Source organism: Arthrobacter sp. NtRootA1 (assembly GCF_019976975.1).
GTDB lineage: Bacteria > Actinomycetota > Actinomycetes > Actinomycetales > Micrococcaceae > Arthrobacter > Arthrobacter aromaticivorans.
In genome coordinates this window covers 3,308,414-3,327,910 of record NZ_AP024630.1, presented here as the reverse complement: position 1 = coordinate 3,327,910, position 19,497 = coordinate 3,308,414, and the positions used below count along the sequence as shown (strand labels likewise).

Annotated in this window: 30 protein-coding genes; 27 read left to right on the top strand and 3 right to left on the bottom strand. The window is 66.2% G+C overall.

What is annotated here, in order from left to right; all coding sequences use genetic code 11:
• The first annotated feature begins 83 nt into the window (after positions 1 to 83).
• The 18 genes from LDN90_RS15035 to LDN90_RS14950 all read left to right on the top strand — a co-directional run bounded on the left by LDN90_RS15035 (position 84) and on the right by LDN90_RS14950 (position 10,152).
• The gene (locus LDN90_RS15035; RefSeq protein ID WP_187697160.1) at positions 84 to 1,160 is read left to right on the top strand and encodes a hypothetical protein; all 1,077 of its coding nucleotides are present in this window, start codon (positions 84 to 86) and stop codon (positions 1,158 to 1,160) included.
• A complete protein-coding gene (locus LDN90_RS15030; protein ID WP_142938862.1) occupies positions 1,153 to 1,689 on the top strand; it encodes a hypothetical protein in 537 nt (178 codons plus the stop codon). The genes LDN90_RS15035 and LDN90_RS15030 overlap by 8 nt, the downstream gene beginning before the upstream one ends.
• Positions 1,690 to 2,017: 328 nt before the next feature.
• The gene (locus LDN90_RS15025) at positions 2,018 to 2,317 is read left to right on the top strand and encodes a hypothetical protein (protein WP_142938863.1); all 300 of its coding nucleotides are present in this window, start codon (positions 2,018 to 2,020) and stop codon (positions 2,315 to 2,317) included.
• An 89-nt stretch (positions 2,318 to 2,406) separates the two neighbouring features.
• Positions 2,407 to 2,925 carry a hypothetical protein gene (locus tag LDN90_RS15020; RefSeq protein ID WP_142938864.1) on the top strand — a complete coding sequence of 173 codons (519 nt, stop codon included), beginning with the start codon at positions 2,407 to 2,409 and terminating at the stop codon, positions 2,923 to 2,925.
• Between the two features lie 104 nt (positions 2,926 to 3,029).
• A complete protein-coding gene (locus LDN90_RS15015; RefSeq protein ID WP_056387538.1) occupies positions 3,030 to 3,347 on the top strand; it encodes a hypothetical protein in 318 nt (105 codons plus the stop codon).
• Positions 3,344 to 3,544 (top strand): hypothetical protein, encoded by a 201-nt coding sequence (locus LDN90_RS15010; RefSeq protein WP_056387535.1) that lies wholly within the window; start codon positions 3,344 to 3,346, stop codon positions 3,542 to 3,544. The genes LDN90_RS15015 and LDN90_RS15010 overlap by 4 nt, the downstream gene beginning before the upstream one ends.
• On the top strand, positions 3,541 to 3,810 hold the full coding sequence (locus LDN90_RS15005) for a hypothetical protein (RefSeq protein ID WP_056387532.1): 270 nt from the start codon (positions 3,541 to 3,543) through the stop codon (positions 3,808 to 3,810). Before LDN90_RS15010 ends, LDN90_RS15005 begins: the two co-directional genes overlap by 4 nt.
• Positions 3,807 to 4,487, top strand: a complete 681-nt coding sequence (locus tag LDN90_RS15000; protein WP_142938865.1) for a hypothetical protein — start codon at positions 3,807 to 3,809, stop codon at positions 4,485 to 4,487. Before LDN90_RS15005 ends, LDN90_RS15000 begins: the two co-directional genes overlap by 4 nt.
• 59 nt (positions 4,488 to 4,546) lie before the next feature.
• A complete protein-coding gene (locus LDN90_RS14995; protein ID WP_142938866.1) occupies positions 4,547 to 4,888 on the top strand; it encodes a glutaredoxin family protein in 342 nt (113 codons plus the stop codon).
• The gene (locus LDN90_RS14990) at positions 4,888 to 5,355 is read left to right on the top strand and encodes a hypothetical protein (protein ID WP_142938867.1); all 468 of its coding nucleotides are present in this window, start codon (positions 4,888 to 4,890) and stop codon (positions 5,353 to 5,355) included. The genes LDN90_RS14995 and LDN90_RS14990 overlap by 1 nt, the downstream gene beginning before the upstream one ends.
• A gap of 11 nt (positions 5,356 to 5,366) precedes the next feature.
• The gene (locus LDN90_RS14985) at positions 5,367 to 5,711 is read left to right on the top strand and encodes a hypothetical protein (RefSeq protein WP_071416432.1); all 345 of its coding nucleotides are present in this window, start codon (positions 5,367 to 5,369) and stop codon (positions 5,709 to 5,711) included.
• 202 nt (positions 5,712 to 5,913) lie between these two features.
• Positions 5,914 to 6,324 carry a WhiB family transcriptional regulator gene (locus tag LDN90_RS24300; protein WP_142133561.1) on the top strand — a complete coding sequence of 137 codons (411 nt, stop codon included), beginning with the start codon at positions 5,914 to 5,916 and terminating at the stop codon, positions 6,322 to 6,324.
• A 29-nt stretch (positions 6,325 to 6,353) separates the two neighbouring features.
• A complete protein-coding gene (locus tag LDN90_RS14975) occupies positions 6,354 to 6,668 on the top strand; it encodes a hypothetical protein (protein WP_142938868.1) in 315 nt (104 codons plus the stop codon).
• A gap of 29 nt (positions 6,669 to 6,697) precedes the next feature.
• Positions 6,698 to 7,150 carry a hypothetical protein gene (locus LDN90_RS14970; RefSeq protein WP_142938869.1) on the top strand — a complete coding sequence of 151 codons (453 nt, stop codon included), beginning with the start codon at positions 6,698 to 6,700 and terminating at the stop codon, positions 7,148 to 7,150.
• Between the two features lie 3 nt (positions 7,151 to 7,153).
• A complete protein-coding gene (locus LDN90_RS14965) occupies positions 7,154 to 8,455 on the top strand; it encodes a replication-associated recombination protein A (protein WP_056387510.1) in 1,302 nt (433 codons plus the stop codon).
• A 108-nt stretch (positions 8,456 to 8,563) separates the two neighbouring features.
• Entirely contained in the window at positions 8,564 to 8,926 is a 363-nt protein-coding gene (locus tag LDN90_RS14960; RefSeq protein ID WP_142938870.1) for a hypothetical protein, read from the top strand.
• Between the two features lie 28 nt (positions 8,927 to 8,954).
• A complete protein-coding gene (locus LDN90_RS14955) occupies positions 8,955 to 9,302 on the top strand; it encodes a hypothetical protein (protein WP_133830752.1) in 348 nt (115 codons plus the stop codon).
• A 160-nt stretch (positions 9,303 to 9,462) separates the two neighbouring features.
• Entirely contained in the window at positions 9,463 to 10,152 is a 690-nt protein-coding gene (locus LDN90_RS14950; RefSeq protein WP_056387501.1) for a class I SAM-dependent methyltransferase, read from the top strand.
• On the opposite strand, the gene LDN90_RS14945 is transcribed toward LDN90_RS14950, so the two are convergent.
• The gene (locus LDN90_RS14945) at positions 10,149 to 11,234 is read right to left on the bottom strand and encodes a hypothetical protein (protein ID WP_142938871.1); all 1,086 of its coding nucleotides are present in this window, start codon (positions 11,232 to 11,234) and stop codon (positions 10,149 to 10,151) included. The genes LDN90_RS14950 and LDN90_RS14945 overlap by 4 nt on opposite strands.
• 2 nt (positions 11,235 to 11,236) lie before the next feature.
• Positions 11,237 to 11,926 (bottom strand): SDR family NAD(P)-dependent oxidoreductase, encoded by a 690-nt coding sequence (locus LDN90_RS14940; protein WP_160147647.1) that lies wholly within the window; start codon positions 11,924 to 11,926, stop codon positions 11,237 to 11,239.
• 125 nt (positions 11,927 to 12,051) lie between these two features.
• Here LDN90_RS14940 and LDN90_RS14935 point away from each other — a divergent pair, with 125 nt between their 5' ends.
• The 7 genes from LDN90_RS14935 to LDN90_RS14905 all read left to right on the top strand — a co-directional run bounded on the left by LDN90_RS14935 (position 12,052) and on the right by LDN90_RS14905 (position 16,457).
• Positions 12,052 to 12,609 carry a hypothetical protein gene (locus tag LDN90_RS14935; RefSeq protein ID WP_142938872.1) on the top strand — a complete coding sequence of 186 codons (558 nt, stop codon included), beginning with the start codon at positions 12,052 to 12,054 and terminating at the stop codon, positions 12,607 to 12,609.
• Positions 12,609 to 13,730 carry a hypothetical protein gene (locus LDN90_RS14930; RefSeq protein WP_133830748.1) on the top strand — a complete coding sequence of 374 codons (1,122 nt, stop codon included), beginning with the start codon at positions 12,609 to 12,611 and terminating at the stop codon, positions 13,728 to 13,730. The genes LDN90_RS14935 and LDN90_RS14930 overlap by 1 nt, the downstream gene beginning before the upstream one ends.
• Positions 13,727 to 14,365 (top strand): hypothetical protein, encoded by a 639-nt coding sequence (locus LDN90_RS14925; RefSeq protein WP_142938873.1) that lies wholly within the window; start codon positions 13,727 to 13,729, stop codon positions 14,363 to 14,365. Before LDN90_RS14930 ends, LDN90_RS14925 begins: the two co-directional genes overlap by 4 nt.
• A 230-nt stretch (positions 14,366 to 14,595) precedes the next feature.
• Positions 14,596 to 14,913 (top strand): transcriptional regulator, encoded by a 318-nt coding sequence (locus LDN90_RS14920; protein ID WP_056387481.1) that lies wholly within the window; start codon positions 14,596 to 14,598, stop codon positions 14,911 to 14,913.
• Between the two features lie 61 nt (positions 14,914 to 14,974).
• The gene (locus LDN90_RS14915; protein ID WP_223946288.1) at positions 14,975 to 15,610 is read left to right on the top strand and encodes a hypothetical protein; all 636 of its coding nucleotides are present in this window, start codon (positions 14,975 to 14,977) and stop codon (positions 15,608 to 15,610) included.
• A gap of 216 nt (positions 15,611 to 15,826) precedes the next feature.
• Positions 15,827 to 16,123: a hypothetical protein gene (locus tag LDN90_RS14910; RefSeq protein WP_142938876.1), complete on the top strand. Its 297-nt coding sequence runs from the start codon at positions 15,827 to 15,829 to the stop codon at positions 16,121 to 16,123.
• Positions 16,116 to 16,457 (top strand): hypothetical protein, encoded by a 342-nt coding sequence (locus tag LDN90_RS14905; RefSeq protein ID WP_142938877.1) that lies wholly within the window; start codon positions 16,116 to 16,118, stop codon positions 16,455 to 16,457. The genes LDN90_RS14910 and LDN90_RS14905 overlap by 8 nt, the downstream gene beginning before the upstream one ends.
• 70 nt (positions 16,458 to 16,527) lie before the next feature.
• Here LDN90_RS14905 and LDN90_RS14900 read toward each other — a convergent pair whose 3' ends face one another.
• On the bottom strand, positions 16,528 to 17,085 hold the full coding sequence (locus tag LDN90_RS14900) for a LysM peptidoglycan-binding domain-containing protein (RefSeq protein WP_202979322.1): 558 nt from the start codon (positions 17,083 to 17,085) through the stop codon (positions 16,528 to 16,530).
• Between the two features lie 171 nt (positions 17,086 to 17,256).
• Here LDN90_RS14900 and LDN90_RS14895 point away from each other — a divergent pair, with 171 nt between their 5' ends.
• Positions 17,257 to 18,195, top strand: coding sequence for a hypothetical protein (locus LDN90_RS14895; RefSeq protein WP_142938878.1), 939 nt, complete (start codon positions 17,257 to 17,259; stop codon positions 18,193 to 18,195).
• A gap of 136 nt (positions 18,196 to 18,331) precedes the next feature.
• A complete protein-coding gene (locus LDN90_RS14890) occupies positions 18,332 to 19,363 on the top strand; it encodes a hypothetical protein (RefSeq protein WP_142938879.1) in 1,032 nt (343 codons plus the stop codon).
• Positions 19,364 to 19,497: the final 134 nt, after the last annotated feature.

Sequence of the window (19,497 nt, the reverse complement as noted above, 5' to 3'; positions counted from 1 at the left end):
GCCGAGGAGCGCCAGCCACACGCCGGCGCTCCGCGGCGCACCACCCCGACCCCAGTGCCACCCGGCCCGAGGAGGACTGATCCATGAATGACCCGAAGCACCAGGCCTGGCCCGACGGAGCGCGCGTGCGCTTCACCGCCGAGGCCAGGGAAGCCATGCAGGCGCGGCCCGGAACGAAGCCGCTGCGCGCACCGGCCCTCGGGCCGAACACGGACTACACGATCGACAACACCGACGACGGCCTGCACGACGTCGTGCTGCGCGAGACCGGGGAACGCTACGGCGTGCTCTGGCTCCAGAGCGCAGAGCACGAACCCGTCGACCCCGACGTCGCGCTGCTCGAGGAGCTCTTCGACCGCGAGCTGCCGGCCAGCTTCGACCCCGCCCGGGGGACAAGGAGCGTCACTCGCCATCACGGAGCAGGGATGGCCACAGCCGGAGCCCGGCCCGCCACGACCGTAGTTCCGCGCGGCAACTGGATGCAGACCTACACGGGTCGCCGGTTCTACCCGCTGGACCCACGGCCCGAGGACATGGACATCGCCGACATCGCACACGCACTGTCCATGCAGTGCCGCTACAACGGCCACGTCCGCCGGTTCATGTCCGTCGCCGAGCACTGCGTACTCCTCTCGCGACTCGTCGCCCCGGAGCACGCACTCTGGGCGTTGCTGCACGACGCGACAGAGGCATACGTGGGCGACATGGTCCGCCCGCTGAAGCTTCACATGCCCGAGTACCGGGCCGTGGAAGACGGCGTCATGGTCGCCATCGCCCAGAAGTTCAGCATCGACCCCGCCATGCCCGCCGAGGTGAAGCACGCCGACTCGCGGATCCTGCTCGACGAGCGCGCGGCGCTGCTGGGCGAGCCGGCGGGGGACTGGGAGGTTCCAGGTCAGCCCTTCGGGATCGAGATCCAGGCCTGGAGCCCGGATGCTGCCGAGCTCGAGTACCTCCTGCGCTTCGCCGAGCTGACTGGAGACCCGGCCGGTCTGCCCGTCGGACTGTGCGGAGACCGGGAGGACCACCTGCCCCACACCCACCGCACCGCCTCGCTTGGCGGGCTCTGGTGCTCCGCTGACCAGGACTCCCGCCTCCCATGGGCCGCCGAACGTCGGCAGACCGACACCGGAAACGAAGGAGAACAGCCCCATGACTGAGACCAGGATGACCGAGTTCGAACGCGGAGCCTGCGCTGCCGCAGAAGCCATGCGCCACTACTTTCTCAACGAGAACGAAGCGCCGATCTATGACGTGGGTTCCGACGAACTCACGTCGTACGAGACCGGAGCCGTTGCTGATGCGCTGGCGGACGAGCGCCGCCGCCTCGAACGGGAAGGGAATGGGGGCCCCCGGGTCGTCCCCTCGGTCCACCGCGTACTGCCCACCGGTTACGCCGACTCCGGGCTCGTGGACAAGCAGCACTTCGAAGTGACCCTCGAGTGGCGCGGCCAGGACCCCGAGACGCAACTGGACCGTTGGGCAGTCATGCATATGGGCTACTGCCTCTCGGCGGAGGGCACCTGGGAGTTCGTGCTGCAGCCCTCCTCGCGGGATGAAGAGTTCACGCGCCGCTTCCGGTTCTCCTTCGAGGACGCCCTGGAACTGGCAACCTCTGCCGTCGACAGGGTGAAGGTCAACGGCGGCACGCTCGCCCAGCACGAGGAACGCATCGCTGCTGGTTCATGACCGACCGGTGACCAGCACCCTGCGGGTGCTGGTCACCGGAGGGCACAGCGTTGGGGTCGGCAGGGCCGACCCGGGTGCCGGGGCAGTGATGCCGGGGGTCGGGTCTCAGCCCGGTCCCCCCTAATTGCCACGACACCACCACGAGAAGGAGCGAGTCCCATGGCTGAGCGGCCCTCTACCGGCTCCCGCCTGCGGGCTGGTCGGACTTCGGCGCACACATAGACCAGCCGAAGGTCCGCCTCGAGTTCTCGGCCGAGACCGGCGAGGACGGGATGCCGCTCTGGGAGCGGCCCATCAACATCCGTCACGACGACCAGGAGGTCTCGCCATGAAGGCGTACAGCACGCAGACCGAACGCACCTACGATTCCTGGGAGGACCTGGTGGCCGAGGAGGCCAACGGCTACGGCGTCGTGGTGATGATGCAGGCCGAGAGCCTGAAGTCCGCCAGCCCCCAGACCTACTCTCACCTGATTGGGCCGTTCGACGACCAGAAGAAGGCCCGGAACAAGGCCGCAGCCGTTCGCCGCGCCTGGAAACGCGCCAAGGACCGCGACCCCCGTATCCAGCTGCTGCGCGTCTCGGTCGAGCCCATCTGGCCCGACCTGCGCTTCGGCACCAGGAACTGAGACCTAATTCCACAACCAGCGCCACGGGCGCGCTGTCGGGGCCGACGCTCCGCAGACCATCAACGACACGACCGACGAGGACATCCGCCATGACCATGACGACCACCGCCCGCCCCGCACCTCCACGCCTGCAGGACCCGCTCGACGCCGTGATGCGCAGCTGCCTGCGCGATGACGCAGTCTGGGCCGAGGTCACCACCACGCCGGCCGGCCTCAACCAAACCGAGCACTGGCTGAAGACCACCGCCTCAAGCATCGACCAGCAGCTCTCATTCCGCCAGGACGACGCCGAGATCTGTCGGCTGTCCCCGCTGGATCACAGCACACAGCTGATCGAGTTCCTCGAGTGGCGCAAGGGCGCGCTCTACCTCAAGAGCCTCTGCGAGAAGCGCCTCATCGACATCAAGCGCCTGCGGACCGCCGACGAGGAGCGCGCCGAGGAGATGAAGGTCCTGCTGGTCCGCCTGGCGCAAGCCGTCGTCGCCCACGAGGGCGAGCTGATCGGAGACGAGGACCTGTACGGAGCCCTCGACCGGATCTCGCTTCCCGGCGCGGACGCGCCGACCCTGCGGGAGTACCTCCAGTTCCGCGACGGCTCGAAGGACTGACCCAGACCACACGACCGCAACCTCGCCGCGGCCGGGTCCCTGTGGGACGGCGGCGCGACGGGGCTCCTCGATCCCGGGCCAAGCGGCCCGGCGGAAAGAACCGCATGACGCCCCAGACCACCACGACCACCGCAGAAGAGCTCGTCCCTGAGATCGAGCAGACCCTGCTCGATTCGCGGGCGGACCGTGCCCTGCACGAACGCCGTGGGGTGCACGAGCACTCCGAGCAGACGGAGCTGAGCGACCACGAGCGCACCGTGATGCTCGACGTCACCCTGGCGCTGCTCATCCGGCATCGGCTGCCCATCGACGCCGACCGCGCCGCGAAGGCGGTGGCCGCCGCGCAGACCGCCGATGCCCGCACGTGGGCGGCTGGCTGCGCCCGCCACATCGCCCGCGTGGCGGAGGAGAAGAACCCATGAGCCGAAAGCGCAGGCAGCACTACTCCACCGAGGGCTTCCGGCCGTCGGCGAATCCCGAACAGGCGCACTGGATGCGGGAACTCCGCAAGTCCAGTGCGACGCAGCGGCACACCCCCAAGCCCCGCAAGGGCACCCGCCGCGAGCGGGAGCGACAGGCGATCCGCGACCAGCAGCGACACCGAGGAGACCACCCATGACCGACAACAACCGAGGGCCCGCAACCGGAATCGCGCTCGACGCAGAGTCACTGCGCGCCGAGCTGCGGGAGGCCCCGGAGGCCCACGGCCTCGATCCGGAGCAGGCGGCGGAGATCGCAGCGCTCCCGGACGGACAGATCAACAGCTGGATACACGAGCTCGCCGCGCGCGACGACGCCTTCTGGGCGCTTTACGACGGGCTCCGCCGGCGCACCATCGCCCATCTCGCCGAGATGCACAGCACAGCCAAGGACGTGAAGCCGTGAACGCGCCCCTGCCCGACTGGTGGGTCGACGCGACGCCGGACGGCAAGCGCGCCAAGCACCCCGGCAAGCACGAGGTCTACGTCTACGGCCAGCAGCGCGCAGACGGCATGGCGTGCATCGGGTGCAGCTGGCAGCACAGCACGGTCATGTCGACACCAGCAGCCATCGCCCGGCACGACGCCGACCAACACCTCGAGCACGACCACGGGCTCTGGGTGCCCATCGATCGCGGCCCCCTCGCGGGCACCTGCCCGTGCGGGAAGCCCGGGCTGTACGCCGACTCAGTGCTGCGGACCAGGGTCCGCGCAGTCCTCCAGCAGGCGCAGCCGTGGAGCCCGACACCGGACCAGCTGGCGGACCTGCTCGTCGGCGCGCTCGTGCCCGACCACGGCATCCTCGTGGCCTTTACAGCCGAGCAGCAGACCGAGTCCGACTGGGAGCTGGGCTACAGCGCCTCGTACACCGACCTCGCTGCCCCCGAGGTGCTCGGCCACCGCCTGAGCGAGCGGGAGCTCGCCGAGCTGTACTTCCAGATCGAGGCCATGGGTGGACTCGGCGAGTCCGAGGCCTACCGCGACCTGGACAAGGCCGTCGAGCGCCTCGGCGAGGAACCCGCCCGGCAGCTGCGCGAGCGTGTGGCCCAGCCCGGGCTGTTCGACCTGGAGCCCGACGTCTGAGAGCCAGGGCCTTCACACCACAACGACCCCCAGCAGGGGAGAGAAGGAAACCAAGTCCCATGACCCCCACCACGATCGGCGACCTGCCCCGGACCGCCCACACCGCGCCGAAAATCACCGTCTACGGGCCGGCGGAGTGCCCCAACTGCGACAAGGCCAAGAGCCTGTTCGATCGGCAGCAGCCCGCGATGCAGTACACCAAAATCGACATCGAGCAGGGCGATGAAAACCACCGCCACATCACCGAAGACCTCGGATATGCCCAGGCACCCGTGATCGTCGTCAAGCTGGCCTCCGGCCGCACCGTCCACTGGGGCGGGCACCGCCAGGACATGCTCACCGCCCTCGTCCGGCTGTGCACCAAGGGCATCGTCCCGGAGGACCGGAAGGCGGCGTCCTGATGGCAGCGGCGCAGCAGCGCCTCGGCCTCAGCATCACCGCCCGGCAGGCCGACATCCTGCTCGATACGCTCGTCGACAAATCCGTCGAGACGGACCACTACCTGCTGTCCTATCCCAAGGACGAACCCGACAAGACCGACACCTGCTGCGACGCGCACCTGGCCCGGTTCGAGCAGCGCGCACTCCAGCGCAAGGCGCTGCTCGAACGGAAAGCAGAGGTACAGCACCTCATCGCGCTCATCGAGGCGATCCGGCCGGCGTTCGAGGCCTCCGAGTCCTCCCCGGTAAGCACCACGGCCGTGGACCTGTCCGGCGTGACGCTCGTCTACCGGGACACGGCAGGCAAGACGCACGAGCAGCCGCTGGCCGACATCGGATCCGCCGGGACCCTCGACCCCGACACCGGAGACGACCTCGAGCTCATCGCCGCGCTGGTCGCAGCAGACCCCACCCGAACCAAAACCTAGGGAGCAACCCCATGAGCCTGCACATCGACAGCCTTGCCGACCTCGTCCGCGGAGCTGTGTCCGGCGGCGACACCACCCGGGAAGACTTCGAGCGTGCGCTCGACCAGGTCTTCCCCCGGGATCAGCTCGACCCGTTTGAGGGCACCGGCAGCGAGGAGTACCTCGTCGGATGGACGATCGACCAGGATGCTGCATCGCCCGCTGAGGCCGCCAGCAAGGTCTGGCGGGAGGTCTTCCAGCGCGGACCATGGCAGCCCAGTGCTGACGAGGGCTGCGTCTTCACGGTCTCTCGTGAGGGCCAGCGTGTCGAGATTGACCTCAGCGACGAACACTTCGCGCACCTTTTCAGTGATTAAAAGGAACAGCGGGAGCAGCGCGCGGCGCAGCCGCCCCGGAGTACAGGACGGAAGCCTCGCGCACAGAGCCCCGGAGGAATGGGATCCTCCGGGGCTCTGTGCCCGCACACCCCGAGAACGAAGTACCGACACACGCACGACAACTTCTAGGAGGAGCCACGGTGCACGCACAGCAGAACACCCGCCTCCCGGCCGCACCGTCATGAGCGGCGAGGACCCCGACGAGAAGTGGCGCAGGGATGCCCTGTGCGCAGAAACAGACCCCGACGCGTTCTTCCCGGAGAAGGGCGGCAACACCACCGACGCCAAGAAGGTCTGTGCCCAGTGCGGGGTGCGCGCACAGTGCCTGGATTATGCGTTGAGCGCCGACGAGCGCTTCGGCATCTGGGGCGGACTCAGCACCGCCGAACGCGACCGCCTTATCAAGACTTCACCGGTGGCACACCGTAGCGCCGCCCAGGCGCAAAAGCAGGAACGCGACACCCTCATCGTCGCGATGGCCGGCAGAGGGATCGACCCCCGGACCATCGCCGACATGGCCGAGGTCACCGACCGCACCGTCTACCGGGTGCTCGCCCGGCACAAGGAGCGGGAGGACGCCGTCTCCGCCTGAGCGCAGCACCGTCAATTGGAAGGACCGCCATGCCACTGTTCCCGCGCCGCTTCAGGCAGCAGAACCTGCTGCCCGGGGACGCCTATCCCCCTGAACGGACTACAGGCGCGCCCATGCCGGCCAGGAAACGCGCCGCCATTGACCGCAAGCTCCACCGGATGGTGAAACAGCATCGGCTCCCGGCCGAGCCGGGAGAGTACTTCGACGCAACGGGCGACCGCTGGACGCTCGACGCCCAAGGCGGCTGGACCGACGCCGGCGGCGTACACCGAGACGCCCGGTACGCGCCGATCATCGCCTTGTTCGTCCACAACTCCGGCCCGTTCACGCGCATCGAGAGCTGATGGCCACCCCCGCCGCAAAAGGAGCAACCATGCACCCCCGCATCGAAGACAGCCACCTCGACCCCGGACTCCTGCCGACCGTCAATCCACAGCAGCGCACCGACACCCAGCTCGTCGAGCCGGTGCTCCGGGCCATCCACGCCGCCGTCGCGGACTGCAGCGTGACCGCCGCCCAGGTCTTCGCCGGCCGGATCCACACGCGCAAGAACGAGGAGTGCACGACAGCGTTCGGCCGGCCGCCCAGCGTCGGTCACGCATCTGACGGTGACGACTTCTACTTGCAGATCAGCGTCCGGGTGCCCTCGTACGCAGCCGCACCGGTGCTCGAAGCGATCCACGCCGTCGAGGCCATGTCGGACGCGCAGGCGCTGCGCGAGGCGCGTGCCCGGCTCGCCGAGGCCAGGGCGCGCACCGCCGCGGCACAGAGCGAAGAAGCCCGGGTCGAGGCCGAGATCGCCCGCCTCGAACCAAACAAGGAGTAGACCATGAGTGCCATCCAACCCCTGGCCGCCCGCATGCGTCCCACCTCCCTCGACCAGATCGTGGGCCAGGAGCACCTGGTCTTTCCCGGCTCGCCGCTCGAGCTGCTCGCCCAGGGCGAGGGTGCGACCTCGGTCCTGCTCTGGGGTCCGCCCGGCGTCGGCAAGACCACCATCGCCTCGGTGATCGCCCGCCAAACCAGCCGCCGCTTCGTCGAGCTCTCTGCGACCAGCGCCGGCGTAGCCGATGTCCGCAAAACGCTCGCCGGAGCCCAGAAGGCCCTCGACGACGACCTCCAGACGTTCGTTTTCATTGACGAGATCCACCGCTTCTCCAAGGCGCAGCAGGACGTCCTCCTGCCCGCCGTGGAGGCCGGGGTCATCTCGCTCATCGGCGCGACCACCGAGAACCCGAGCTTCTCGGTCAACTCGGCACTGGTCTCGCGCTCAATCCTGCTGGTCCTACGCCCTGTGGAGGACGGCGAGGTCGTGAACCTGCTCTCGCGTGCCCTAGAGGAGGACCCGGTCCTCTCAGCCACCGGGATCGGGTTCGCCGACCCCGCGCTGCAGATCATTGCAGGGCTGTCCAGCGGCGACGTCCGCCAGGCGCTGAACCGGCTGGAGACCGCTGTCGCAACTGCGCAGGCCGCAGGCAAGAGCGTCGTCGACCGCGAGGTGCTGGAGCAGGTCACCGGCGCTGCGCTGCAGCGTTACGACCGCGATGGCGACCAGCACTACGACGTCGTCAGCGCATTCATCAAGAGCATGAGAGGCAGCGACCCGGATGCGGCCCTGCACTGGCTGGCCCGGATGATCGAGGCGGGGGAGGACCCGAGGTTCATCGCACGGCGCTTGGTGGTGCACGCCTCCGAGGACGTCGGCATGGCCGACCCCTCGGTGCTGGGCATCGCAGTGGCCGCCGCCCAGGCAGTCCAGCTGATCGGTATGCCCGAGGCGCGGCTCAACCTCGCTCAGGCAACGGTCGCAATCGCCACGGCCCCCAAGTCGCCGGCCGTCATCCGCGGCATCGACCAAGCGCTGGAAGACGTCCGGCGCGGCCGGACCGGGAGCGTGCCAGTGCACCTGCGCGACGCGCACTACCCGGGCGCGAAGGGCCTCGGGCACGGAGAAGGCTACTTCTACCCTCACGACTTCGAACACGGAGTTGTCTTGCAGCAATATCTACCCGATGCCGTCCGCGGCACACAGTATTACCGTCCTACCGGCAATGGCTTCGAACAAACCATCGCCAGACGGTTGGCTGCGATCGATCAGATGACCGTGGAGGACAGGAACCCCCTCGACTAGATCGCGGACCAGAGGTAGAACCGTGACCGCATCATCCTGGATCGTCGCTGCATGGAAAATCACCAGCAAAGTCGTCGGCTTCCACAAGACCTACGAGAGGGGATGAGCATGATCAACGACAACACTGAACGCGCGAGGCAGACCCCGGAGTCCGACAAGCCCAGGACTGTGGACGACCGACTCTCAGCAGATCTTGGTATCGACGTCGCCGCCGTCGAAGCGCAGGCACGGTTGCATCTCGACCTGCTGCGCATGCAGCGCCGCGAGCCCGGCGAACTAGGCTACGTGCTCATCGACCGGGAGTTCCATCCCCGCACAGCTGTCGTCTTCGCATCTCCCACAGAAGCCCGCAGCGCGCTGGAAGGCCACCCTTTGATCGATGCCCTCTGTGAGGAGGACAGCGTCGATGCATGGGTCCCGGATCCGGCCGTTCTCTCCGACCTCGCCTCCCGCGAAGTCATTTTGCCCTGATCGCACGGAATCGCGAAGGAATGGAAACATGACCAACACCGGTATCTTCACCCAATCAGCAGCTTCAGTCCTGCAGGACGTCGAAGAGTTCTACTTCGGTGGCGCGCTTCCCTGGTACCACGGGAGCAAGCTGACAGAGGACGGCTTGCACGTGAGCATCACACTTGACGATCCAGAGTCTGATGACGAGTCCAAGACCAAGGACTACGAGCTGTCGGCCGCCCAAATCAAGGAAGCCTTTCGAAAGGCCAAGCAGAAGGGGTACCACCTCTGCTGCTCTGCCGCCATCGAGTCCGAACAGCTCGGATTCGGCTGCGTCCAAGACCTTGACATCATCCTTCAGACCGCTTGCTACGGCGAGCTGGTCTTCGGCTGACGCCGCACCGGCTCGACTTCACCAGTGGAACTACTTCCACTAGGATGCAATCTCAGAGCTGCCCAGTGGACACGGACCCCAGCACAGCCGTCCTTGCTCCTTCGTGAAACCACCCTGCTCACCCTCACTTCGCCGACCTCGACCGATAGGCTCCGATCACATGAACGACCAGGAAGTGCGCCGCGGCGCAGGTATCTACAGCAAGCCGGTGCTGGGCTTCTACGACCTGCTCGTCGTGAAGTTCTCCAATTCGCTGGCCTGGCGATGCCCCAGCCAGCTCATGCTAGACCAGTACAACCGTTGCATCGGCACCCGCCATCTCGATGTCGGTCCCGGCACTGGTTGGTACCTCGCCAATGCCGACCTCCCCGAATCTGCTGAGATCACACTCATGGACCTCAACGAAAACAGCGTGGAGCACGCAGCGTCCAGACTCGCCCACACCCACGTAAGCACCAGAGGTGTGACCGCGAACGTCCTCGAACCGATCCCCGAGGCTCTCGGCCAATTCGATTCCATCGCGGCGAACTACGTCTTCCACTGCGTTCCCGGCTCCTGGGCGGACAAGGGCGTAGCTTTCAAACACCTAGGGGAGCGGCTCGCTGCTGACGGTGTGCTGTTCGGCAGTACCATCCTGGGCAGTGGCGTGAGCCACAACCTCATCGGCCGCGGCTTCATGGCCCTGTACAACCGCCTGGGCATCTTTCACAACCGCGAAGACGACGCCGCAGGACTTGAGGCTGCACTGCGGCGAAGCTTCGACCAAGTGAAGGTCGACGTCATCGGTACCGTGGCGGTGTTCAGTGCACGAAACCCGTTGCGAAACGGCGGGGCAGGTGGACTCGACTAAAAGTCGAGCCTGATGACTGCATCCCGCCCTTCAGCCCCAGACCTGACTCCGGTGGCGGTGATGCGCACATTCTGCACGGAACCGTCGACCCGGCGAAGCGCCAGACCCATCGATTGAGAACGAGCGGTATCCCTCGCCGCAGCCGCGATGAACCTGTGCAACTCACCTGAAGCGTCAATGGCAAATTCACCAAGGCCGCCGACATACCCGAAGTCTTCCCGACGCCACGATGGCGACGTCATAAGAACATCCAGCGTTGCAGAGTCGACGACGGCCATCGGTTCCTTGGCCAGGGCCATGACTCCGCGAAGCACGTCGTCCACCCGCCCCGCATTGGCGTCTTGCTCGAAGGCCATATCGTGAAAAGTCTCCGGGGCCTCGTAACTGAAGCCCTGCAGATAGATCTTGTCGTGATCGGGCTCGATCGGCGGAATCACGCCGACCAGGCGCATGTGCCGACGGTCCTGTGAAGCCGTGCCGTAACCTGTGACGATGTTGTAGGTCAGGCACCGGACCTTGCCCGTTACGCCCATCAGCCCGTCCTGGATGCCGTCGCGGATGAGGCTGTTCACGCGCATCCGGTCGGACTGGTCGATGAGCTCGCTCGCCCATTCCCCGGCTTCCCAATAGCCACTGCGCTGCTGGGCGACGCTTGTGTCGACGTTATAGATACGAAACAGGTTCCGGTCCCAGTACGTGCGCCGGCGCAGTGTTGGTTGACCGTCGGCGTCACGCTCGATCTCCCATTCCCAGCCACCGACCAGCGGTGGTTCCGGAAGCGGATCAGCCGCTTTGGCCACGCCGGCGAGGACACCGATCACCGTGGAGGTACGTGGAGAGAAGACGGGCCGTACCTCAACTGCCCACTGCTCGTCCGCATGGGGGACTGTCTCGGAAATTACATTGCCACTGCGCATCACCTGGGCGATGCGGTTCTCATCAAGTAGAAGACGCCTGGGAATTGCACGCGTGGGCTTCCGAGCGGAGACCGGACCACAGGGCTTATCGTCCACCAGAACCAGCTGCTTGCCGTCGCTTCCGCAGAAAAGGCCCCAGGAACCTACATCCAGCTGGACCTGCATGATCAAATACCGCCTGAGACCTGCACAGTGGCCCCCGACATGTAGGTATTCTCCGCGGTGTGAATGATCGCCGAAGCGACTTCATCTGCCGTCCCGAACCGACCCAGCGGGATTCCTTCCAGCATTGCCATCCGTGCCTCCTCAGCAACATCAGCCATCATGTCCGTATCAGTTGCGCCGGGAGCAACAACGTTCACCCGGATGTTCCGGGCTGCGTACTCCCTGGCCATCGATCGTGCAAACGCTTCCAATGCCCCCTTGGATGCAGTGTAATTGCACTGGCCGACAACGCCGTACTTCACGGACATGGATGAAACCAGCACGATCGATCCGCCACGCTGCCGCAGCATCGGCCCCAGGGCCGCCTTGCAGGCCAGCATCGGCCCGATCGCATTGACCTGCATGACCTCGCTCAGGTCTTCCTCGCTCATCCGCATGAGCAGCTTGTCGCGGGTGATCCCTGCTGCGACGACGAGCACATCCAGACCACCTAGGTCGGCGGCAGCCGCCTTGACGCCAGCTGCGATCGAATTACCGTCACGCACATCCATCTCGAGGGGGAGCACCCCCTCGGGCACGGTCCCCCCGGTACGATGCGTACCCGCCGTCCGGTAGCCGGCGGAGAGCAGGGCTCGAGCCGTGGCCGCCCCGATCCCACGGGTTGCACCGATCACCAGGGCAGTTCTCCCCATGTCGCTCATTTTTTTCTTACCCTCCCAGGTTGTAAAGTTGTGACACGGAACTTTACTGGACTTGTACCCCTTCGTTGACAAACGACAGGCGGTGTCCGCTCTTCTCGCTATTTTGAGGAACGCTGATGCCTGCCTTCATTCCATCCGCTGCGACCGCCAATACGCCTCGGAACGGCCAGCCCCGTCACCCCCTGTTCGCCCGACTGATGCGCAAAGGCGCTGCCAAGGTCGGTCCCACCAGCTGCACCCCGAAGCCCGCTCAGCTCGACCTCTTCGACTGGCCGAACGAGTTGAGCCTCGAAGCACTCGGGAAAGCCATCGCCTCAGCTTGCGGCCTCGAGATCGTGATACGGCCCATCCCGGATGAGATGCGCCATCATGAGGTCAGCGGCCTCACCACTGTGATCGGACGAGTGGCCCACGTCTTCTACGACCCTGAGCTCCCGCCCCTCAACATTGAGCAGACAATCCTCCACGAGTTCGCCCATATCCTGCACGGCGACGTCCGGGCCGACACCGACTGCACCCATCTGCGCAGCATGTTCGACGATCCGGTGGAGAAACGCGCCGAGACCACCGGCATGCGGCTGATGGATGCTCTGCACCGGAAGCGGCGGGCATCGGAAGAACGCAGCGAGGTCCTCGCCTTCCTGTCCGGATCAAACGAGGACGGTGAGATCTGATGACTGAGATCATCATTGTCGGTATCACCATGGGCCTGATCATCATCGTCTCTGCCCTGTATCAAGGACGCCGACGCCGGGTTAACCTTCTCAGGGTCACCTGTGCCGCCCTCTTCGTGGCCACGGTCTGCCGTGGCGTGGAGCCGCCCTTAGACGGACCTGCCGTCGACCTCCTCAAGCGCCTTGCCATCCTGACCGCCCAGGTATCCGTGGCGCTGCTCATCCTCACGTTCCGCGCTACTCCGCTTTCACGACGTGCAACCCGGTTCATCTACCTCTTCGCCGGGATCATCGCCCTGGGCGAGGCCGTGCTGGTGTGGTTCATCCCCGTCCATGCCGACGGCACCATCTACGACCGGGTCGACATCGACGCCGCCCTTGCCCGCGGCCAGGCCTGGGCGCTGATCTCCTACAACTTCCTGTACCTCTCTGCATTCGCCGCGGCAACTGCCGTAGTTGCCGTCGGCTGTTGGCGGACCATGACGCAGAAGAACCAGCCCTTCTCCGCCCGCCTTCCGGTTGCATTCGTCTTTACGGGGGCCATCGGATCTGCCCTGTTCATCGGCTCATCACTCCTGGACCTCTTTGGCAGTCCGGTCGTCGGCGGAACTGAACTGAGGACACAACTCCTCGTCACCGTTGTCAGCTTCTTCTTCCTGGGACTCGCAACAGGGGTCATCCGCCGCATCAGCATAGAAACGCAGGTGAGGCTCGCGCTCCGCCTCGCGCACGAGGTCGTCGTACCTCTGTGGCGAACGACCACCACTCTTCATCCCGACGTAAAGCTTCCGCCCGAAGACAGGCAGGGGTTCGATCAGCTGATGACGCTCTCGAGGCTCACCATCGAAACCCACGACGCGCTCAGACTCATCCGCGAGGACCACGACCCCGCACTGGAACCCCTGCACAGGCAGCACCCCGAGGATCCGCACCTGTCGGCGGGGCTGGTGCGCCATCTCAGCGGCGAGAACGCCGTTCCCAGCCTCGGGTGGTTCACACTCGCCCTGAGCCGGCTCCGCACGCTCAAGCTGAAAGACGACGAAACCCTGGCCGCCTCTGTGCAGAGCCTCTACGAGATCCGAGTGGCGATGAGTGCCATGAATGGGACGGACGGGCGATGACCGGGAACGGAACGAAAATCCGCATCCCCGCGGCCGGCGATCCTGCGACCCGGGCCGCCCGGATCCTCGGTGACGTGTTCGCGCCCGCTGTGTCCGTATTCCTCATCTGCGTCCTCTGCGGCGTCACAGGCCACCCGCATACATGGGTTGGTCTCGGATGGGGCATCCTGATCGGCTCTTTCTGCGCAGTGATCCCGACAGCAACCATCCATGTCGCGGTGCGGCGCGAGCAGCTCACCGACCGACACGTCACCCGGCGCGATCAACGCTGGTGGGTCTTCCTGGTCTGCGTGGCGTCTGTGCTTGGAGGCATGGCAACGGCGGTGCTGCTGGACGCACCGCCCACGCTGCTGTGGATCCTGCCGACGATGGTTGCCGGGCTCGTCCTTGCCGGGGGAGTGACCCTCCTGGGACCGAAAGTCTCCATGCACGCGTTCTGCTTCACCTCCCTCGTCGTCCTCGCGGCGATGCTGCTCTCGCCCTGGTGGCTGCTCGCCCTCCCAACCCTGCTGCCCGTGGTCGCCTTCGCCCGGCTGAAGCTAAAGCACCACACACGCCTCGAGCTCACACTCGGATCCGGCCTGGCGGCCGCCGTGATGCTCGGAGCCAGTGCGTACATGCCCACGGCCGGCTAGGACTGCCCGCTGCTCCGGCGCAACCGGAAATGTGCCGATGCCACCGCATTGGAAGATCTTCCACTAGTATGAAGGTGTCGTCGCGTGCACCGTTCGCCTCGATGACTTCATGTCTGAAATCACGAGGAGGATCCAGCTCCGTGACCATCGCCCAGCGACTAGAACGCTTGTTCGCGGAGACGGCGGGACCACACGGTCGCCCCGTCACCCTGCAGGAAATCGTCCAGAGAATGGAGCAGCGCGGCATCTCCTCGATGTCGCTCAGCTACCTGCAGCAACTGCGCAAGGGGGAGGCCCACAATCCCCGCCTGCAGCACCTCCGAGCCCTGGCCGACGCCTTCGACGTCCCCCTGTCCTACTTCCTGGAGGAGAACGAGCCAGACAGCGCCACCGAGCAGGAGCTGACCCCGCAGGAGCGCACCATCGCCCTGCGTGTGCACGGGCTCAGCGACGGCGCACTGGCCAGCATCCGGGCCATTGTGGAACTGGCGCGCAAGAGCGAGCAGCTCGATGACCCTCCCAAGAGCCCTGATTCCGCTCAAGACTGATCCCGCCGCGGGGTCCCACCACCCTGCGGACGTCTTCCTCGTGCCGGCGTTTGGTATTTGAGTGGAATCTTTTCCACTCCTGTGGCAGGATGGGAATCACGGCCCGGCGATTCCGTACATCGTGATGTCCCGCCGGACTAAGGTGATCACGCCCGTGAAGGAGCATCAGATGGTCGATATGCAGCCCCCCTCCGACGAGTTCCGCGGATTCGACGAGGCCCGGTCGATCATGTGGTGCTACGAAGCCCGCTCACGCACCTATGCCCGTCTGAGCCAGACGGACTTTCTCGCCAACGACGCCGTGGCCGCCGTGCACGTCGAGAACACCTCCCGCGCCGACCGCGTCTTTCTCGCCGCCTTCGACCGCTCCGGCGGGCTGCTGTTCGGCGACACGCTTTACATCGACGACCCGACACAGCGGCTCGACGTCACACCCGAGTTCGACCACGACTTCACCGGTATGACCGTCGCCGCTGGCTCCGAACTTGAGGAAGCCGTCGAACGCGAGAACGGCTGGGTGGTCAACCTGGATGCCCTGCGCGACTACGACCCGCTGGAGGACCGCCGGACCACGCAGCGCGCGGTGCTCCTGGCGCACCTCGGAGACATGATGGCCAGCGGCCAGGCCCGGGGTTTCCTGTTTGACAAGCACGACGCTGCCGAGGATCCCGGTGAGGCCGACACCGACGCCGCCTGAGAGCGACGCAACACTTCTTCTGGCGTTCGTTCGACCCCGCCCGGCTTCGGCCGAGGCGGGGTCTTTTGCGTCCCGGGGGAACCGGTGGAAAGACCGTGGACCGGCTCACGCCGGTCCCGGGGGTCGTTCCGTGGTGGTCGCAGCCGCGCGGTGCGCGGCGCGGCCACCGTTACCGAATCGTCTGTTCTTGAGAGCCTCGACCCACAGGAGTAGCCCATGACCGTCCCTCTCCGCGCAGCCCAGCTGCCAGTCAAGTACGAGCGGCTGCGTGAAACCCATCGAGCCGGTCAGACCATTTACGAAGTCCCTGGATCAGGACTGTATCGGGTTCTCGAGCTCAACCACGGCGAATACACCGTCGAAACGCTCACACAACTTGGGTGGACGACCCTTATCAAGCTCGATGAGCAGGATAAAGCCTCCACAGTCCTTGAGGTCATGCAGATCTGGCTCGACATCCAGACGCCTGCCCGCAACGTCCGGCAGGAAGAAGAGAGCGAAGGCGATGACTGATGCAAGCGCCGCCATCAAGGATGCCGCCGAAGAAGCCGCCAATAGCGTCATCAGCGCCCACGGTATCACCGTAGACGACGACGAAAGCTGCTTCGAGGCACTCTGCTGGGCATTGGGTGCGGACGTGCCCTACGAAAAAGGCCTTCTCCAGTTTGCCCAGGCAATTGTCGACGGCTTTGATCTGAACGGACTCGTCGAGGCGAAGATCGAGCTGCTCGGCGAGTACAAGCTCGACTATCCCCAGGACTACGAGCCAGACGACGTCACCCGCATGCAGGAAGAGCTGCTGCGGCTGCGGTCGCTGCAGCAGATGCTTGCAGGACCCGCCGTCTGACCGTTTCCGGACACAGCAAGAGGCCCGAACAGCGCTGAAGGTCAGCGTTGTCCGGGCCCCAGGCCTGCTCTCACGCCGTGGGCGGAATGAGCAGAGAAGCGCCGGCATAGATGAGATTCGGATCCTGGATCCGGTTCTCCTCGACCAGGGTCCCGATCGGCACTCCGGTCTCCGCCGAGATCTCCGTGAGGGTGTCACCCCACTGGATCACGTAAACCCGCGGCTGAGGCTTCGGCTCGGGGAGCTGTGCCGGCTTGTCCTCGTCACCCTTGCCCGACGCCGAGGTGCCCGAACCCTGACCGTCCGTGGACCCCCCGTCGCCGGCCTTGTCCTCGAAGGCGTCCGGGACCCCGTTGCGGTCCCGGTCCGGCAGGGTCACCGTCACGGTGCCCTCCTCGTGCTGGGAAGCTGCCGCCGCATTGCTCGCCGGGCTCCGGTCAGCAGTGAGGAGCTGCGTCGCGCCCCAGCCTGCGAACAACAGCGCCCCGCCGGCCATCAGCCCAGCCGCCAGTACCGGTCCACCGCCATACCCGAGAGGCCCCAGCCGGTCCCTCCGCTGCACCGCCACCCGGGCCGGGGGAGCCGCATCAGCGACCTTCTCCTCGGGCCTGTGCATCGTATCCGTCATCCCTGTCCCTCTCTATCCTGCTCGCCATTTCCGACCATTCGAGTCCTCATGCACATTCTACTCGTAGTCCAGTGCATCTTGATAGAATAGGAGAAGGAATAGACGAGTCATAGATCAGTCCGACAGGCCGCCACGAACCATCGAATCACTCAACAGAAGGAACCCGCCACCATGGCCAACTACGCCATCTCCGCCAACCAGCTCACCGAAGGCACCAGCGTCTTCATCCGCGGCAAGCTCGCCTTCGCCCGGCTGACGAGCCTCATCGAGGGTGCCGCCCTCGCCGCCAGCGACCAGCGCAAGGTCCAGAACGGCATGAGCCCCGTGGGCAAGCCGCACACCACGGCGACGATCACCGAGGCCGAGGTGCAGTTCGCCGACCCGGCGAACCCCACGGTCGAGGAGCAGTTCGTCTCCGAGCGCCGCTACACCTCGAAGAAGAACCCAGCCTCGGGCGCGAACTACTCGATCGACTCCAAGGGCACGAACCTGCCGATCATCGCGATCCCGTCCGAGAAGGGCGATGGCACCTACGACCAGGACACCTCCGGCCAGGAGCTGGCACAGGGACTGGACGTGACGCTCGTGCTGCGCGTCTACAAGCCGAAGAACTTCGCCAACCGCGGCCTGTCCCTCGACCAGGTGATCGTGCACGAGACCCCGCGCTACTACAACGCCGGCGGCGTCGCCAGTGGCGAGCTCGCGGCCCGCGGCATCGTCTTCAACACCCCGCCCCGCGCGGTCCAGGCCCAGCCGGGCACGGATTCCGCCGTCGGCAACGGCGAGGAGCCGGTCGCCACCGAGGTCGAGGACGGCTTGTCCTTCCCGGCCCCGCAGCCCGCCGTCGCGGCTCCAGTCGCGGCACCGACTCCGGCCCAGGTGCACACGCAGGTCGCCACCGCACCGGTCGCGGTGCTTCCGGAAGCTCCCGCGGCCCCGGTCCCCGCGGTGCAGCCGCAGCAGGAGACGCCCGAGCAGAAGCTCGCCCGCCTCGAGCGTGAGAACGCCGAGTTGAAGAATGCGGGCTCGGCCGTGGGTGCTCCCGCTGGCCAGGGCCCGTGGGGCGGTTCCGGCGATGCCCAGCAGGCCGGGATCACCTACCAGGGCTGATCTAAAGCCGATCCGACCGACCGAACCCCAGACGAGACCCCCGTGCAGGCATCCACGCCGTACGGGGGTCTCGTCTTTCAGAGCCGCGGTGCAACGCGGCTCTGTTTTCATCCGCTCCCGACAAGAAGGCATTGATGTGACCGCCGTCGATCCCCGCGCGATCTTCCCCAGCTTCTACGACAACCCCGCGATCCGCGCCCTGGCGACCGCCTGCCGCTGGACCATCTCAGGAAGGCTCGGCGAGCTCGACGACGAAGACACCGGCCGCAAGGCACCTATTGACGTCCGGCACCTGCTCGACGGCTGCAATGCGGGCTGCCGCCATGCAGGCCCCCTGCGCGGAGCGTTCGCCCTGGACGCGACCTGCCTGCTCACCCTCGACCAACTCGCCGACACACTGCCGAACGCGGCGAACGCGGCGTTCTACCTGCAGGCACCCTCGGACGGCCTGGTGGTAATCGACGTGGAACCCGGCTGCCCGGCAGACGTGGCCGCCGAGATTCTGCGCCTGCCCGGAATCCTGTACTCGGAGCTGTCGATGTCGGGCCGGGGCTTCCACCTGGTCGCCCCGCTACCCGCCAACCTCCACGACTTCCCGATTGCCGCTGACAAGCGCGTCCTGCGCGAGGAACACGGCTGGTACGAGATCCTCCTGGACCACTGGTGCACCTTCACCCGCAATCCGGTGCCGCAGCGCATCGTCGAACACGCTGCAGCACGGCCGTCCTCGGGCCGGTTCTCCTCGGTAGAGGATCTGTACGCGGAGCTGGCAGCGAAAGCCAAGCCGAGCATCAGCATCCCCTCGACCGCTGTCGGCACCGACGGCGAAATGCCCGACATCCCGTACGCCGAGGCCATCGTCGAGCAGACACTGGCCGGCTCCCGCGACCGGCTGAAGACACCCGAGGACTTCGACAACGACCGCTCCCGCTGGGAGTTCTCGGTGCTCGGCGTGCTCTACACCGGCATGCAGCTGCCGTTGCGCACCTACCGGTCCTTCGGCGCGCAGTTCTCTTCCGGTGACGAGGCCTGGCTGCTGTACAAGACCTCACTTGCGGTCATCGAGCCGCGGCCCAAGCACGCCCAGATGCGTAACGGCAGGCCCTTCCTGCTGGACCGTGCTGCGGCTCTCGTAGCGGCACGGGAGGCCACCGCCGAAGCGGGGTGACCTCCCGGGTTGCCCATCGGTTTGGCGGTGGAACAAAGACTGGATCGGGCGGAGCCCGATCGGGGATGGAGAGGCGGTGGGCTTCTGAGCCCGACCGCCCCGTCACCGGGCCTTGTGGCCCTGCTTCCGACATG

What these genes read in the sequence shown, in the direction of transcription:
- LDN90_RS15035 (WP_187697160.1), top strand. Translation starts at nt 84, where the DNA reads ATGAATGACCCGAAGCACCAGGCCTGGCCCGACGGAGCGCGCGTGCGC.
- LDN90_RS15030 (WP_142938862.1), top strand. Translation starts at nt 1,153, where the DNA reads ATGACTGAGACCAGGATGACCGAGTTCGAACGCGGAGCCTGCGCTGCC.
- LDN90_RS15025 (WP_142938863.1), top strand. Translation starts at nt 2,018, where the DNA reads ATGAAGGCGTACAGCACGCAGACCGAACGCACCTACGATTCCTGGGAG.
- LDN90_RS15020 (WP_142938864.1), top strand. Translation starts at nt 2,407, where the DNA reads ATGACCATGACGACCACCGCCCGCCCCGCACCTCCACGCCTGCAGGAC.
- LDN90_RS15015 (WP_056387538.1), top strand. Translation starts at nt 3,030, where the DNA reads ATGACGCCCCAGACCACCACGACCACCGCAGAAGAGCTCGTCCCTGAG.
- LDN90_RS15010 (WP_056387535.1), top strand. Translation starts at nt 3,344, where the DNA reads ATGAGCCGAAAGCGCAGGCAGCACTACTCCACCGAGGGCTTCCGGCCG.
- LDN90_RS15005 (WP_056387532.1), top strand. Translation starts at nt 3,541, where the DNA reads ATGACCGACAACAACCGAGGGCCCGCAACCGGAATCGCGCTCGACGCA.
- LDN90_RS14995 (WP_142938866.1), top strand. Translation starts at nt 4,547, where the DNA reads ATGACCCCCACCACGATCGGCGACCTGCCCCGGACCGCCCACACCGCG.
- LDN90_RS14990 (WP_142938867.1), top strand. Translation starts at nt 4,888, where the DNA reads ATGGCAGCGGCGCAGCAGCGCCTCGGCCTCAGCATCACCGCCCGGCAG.
- LDN90_RS14985 (WP_071416432.1), top strand. Translation starts at nt 5,367, where the DNA reads ATGAGCCTGCACATCGACAGCCTTGCCGACCTCGTCCGCGGAGCTGTG.
- LDN90_RS24300 (WP_142133561.1), top strand. Translation starts at nt 5,914, where the DNA reads ATGAGCGGCGAGGACCCCGACGAGAAGTGGCGCAGGGATGCCCTGTGC.
- LDN90_RS14975 (WP_142938868.1), top strand. Translation starts at nt 6,354, where the DNA reads ATGCCACTGTTCCCGCGCCGCTTCAGGCAGCAGAACCTGCTGCCCGGG.
- LDN90_RS14970 (WP_142938869.1), top strand. Translation starts at nt 6,698, where the DNA reads ATGCACCCCCGCATCGAAGACAGCCACCTCGACCCCGGACTCCTGCCG.
- LDN90_RS14965 (WP_056387510.1), top strand. Translation starts at nt 7,154, where the DNA reads ATGAGTGCCATCCAACCCCTGGCCGCCCGCATGCGTCCCACCTCCCTC.
- LDN90_RS14960 (WP_142938870.1), top strand. Translation starts at nt 8,564, where the DNA reads ATGATCAACGACAACACTGAACGCGCGAGGCAGACCCCGGAGTCCGAC.
- LDN90_RS14955 (WP_133830752.1), top strand. Translation starts at nt 8,955, where the DNA reads ATGACCAACACCGGTATCTTCACCCAATCAGCAGCTTCAGTCCTGCAG.
- LDN90_RS14950 (WP_056387501.1), top strand. Translation starts at nt 9,463, where the DNA reads ATGAACGACCAGGAAGTGCGCCGCGGCGCAGGTATCTACAGCAAGCCG.
- LDN90_RS14945 (WP_142938871.1), bottom strand. Translation starts at nt 11,234, where the DNA reads ATGCAGGTCCAGCTGGATGTAGGTTCCTGGGGCCTTTTCTGCGGAAGC.
- LDN90_RS14940 (WP_160147647.1), bottom strand. Translation starts at nt 11,926, where the DNA reads ATGGGGAGAACTGCCCTGGTGATCGGTGCAACCCGTGGGATCGGGGCG.
- LDN90_RS14935 (WP_142938872.1), top strand. Translation starts at nt 12,052, where the DNA reads ATGCCTGCCTTCATTCCATCCGCTGCGACCGCCAATACGCCTCGGAAC.
- LDN90_RS14930 (WP_133830748.1), top strand. Translation starts at nt 12,609, where the DNA reads ATGACTGAGATCATCATTGTCGGTATCACCATGGGCCTGATCATCATC.
- LDN90_RS14925 (WP_142938873.1), top strand. Translation starts at nt 13,727, where the DNA reads ATGACCGGGAACGGAACGAAAATCCGCATCCCCGCGGCCGGCGATCCT.
- LDN90_RS14920 (WP_056387481.1), top strand. Translation starts at nt 14,596, where the DNA reads ATGGAGCAGCGCGGCATCTCCTCGATGTCGCTCAGCTACCTGCAGCAA.
- LDN90_RS14910 (WP_142938876.1), top strand. Translation starts at nt 15,827, where the DNA reads ATGACCGTCCCTCTCCGCGCAGCCCAGCTGCCAGTCAAGTACGAGCGG.
- LDN90_RS14905 (WP_142938877.1), top strand. Translation starts at nt 16,116, where the DNA reads ATGACTGATGCAAGCGCCGCCATCAAGGATGCCGCCGAAGAAGCCGCC.
- LDN90_RS14900 (WP_202979322.1), bottom strand. Translation starts at nt 17,085, where the DNA reads ATGACGGATACGATGCACAGGCCCGAGGAGAAGGTCGCTGATGCGGCT.
- LDN90_RS14895 (WP_142938878.1), top strand. Translation starts at nt 17,257, where the DNA reads ATGGCCAACTACGCCATCTCCGCCAACCAGCTCACCGAAGGCACCAGC.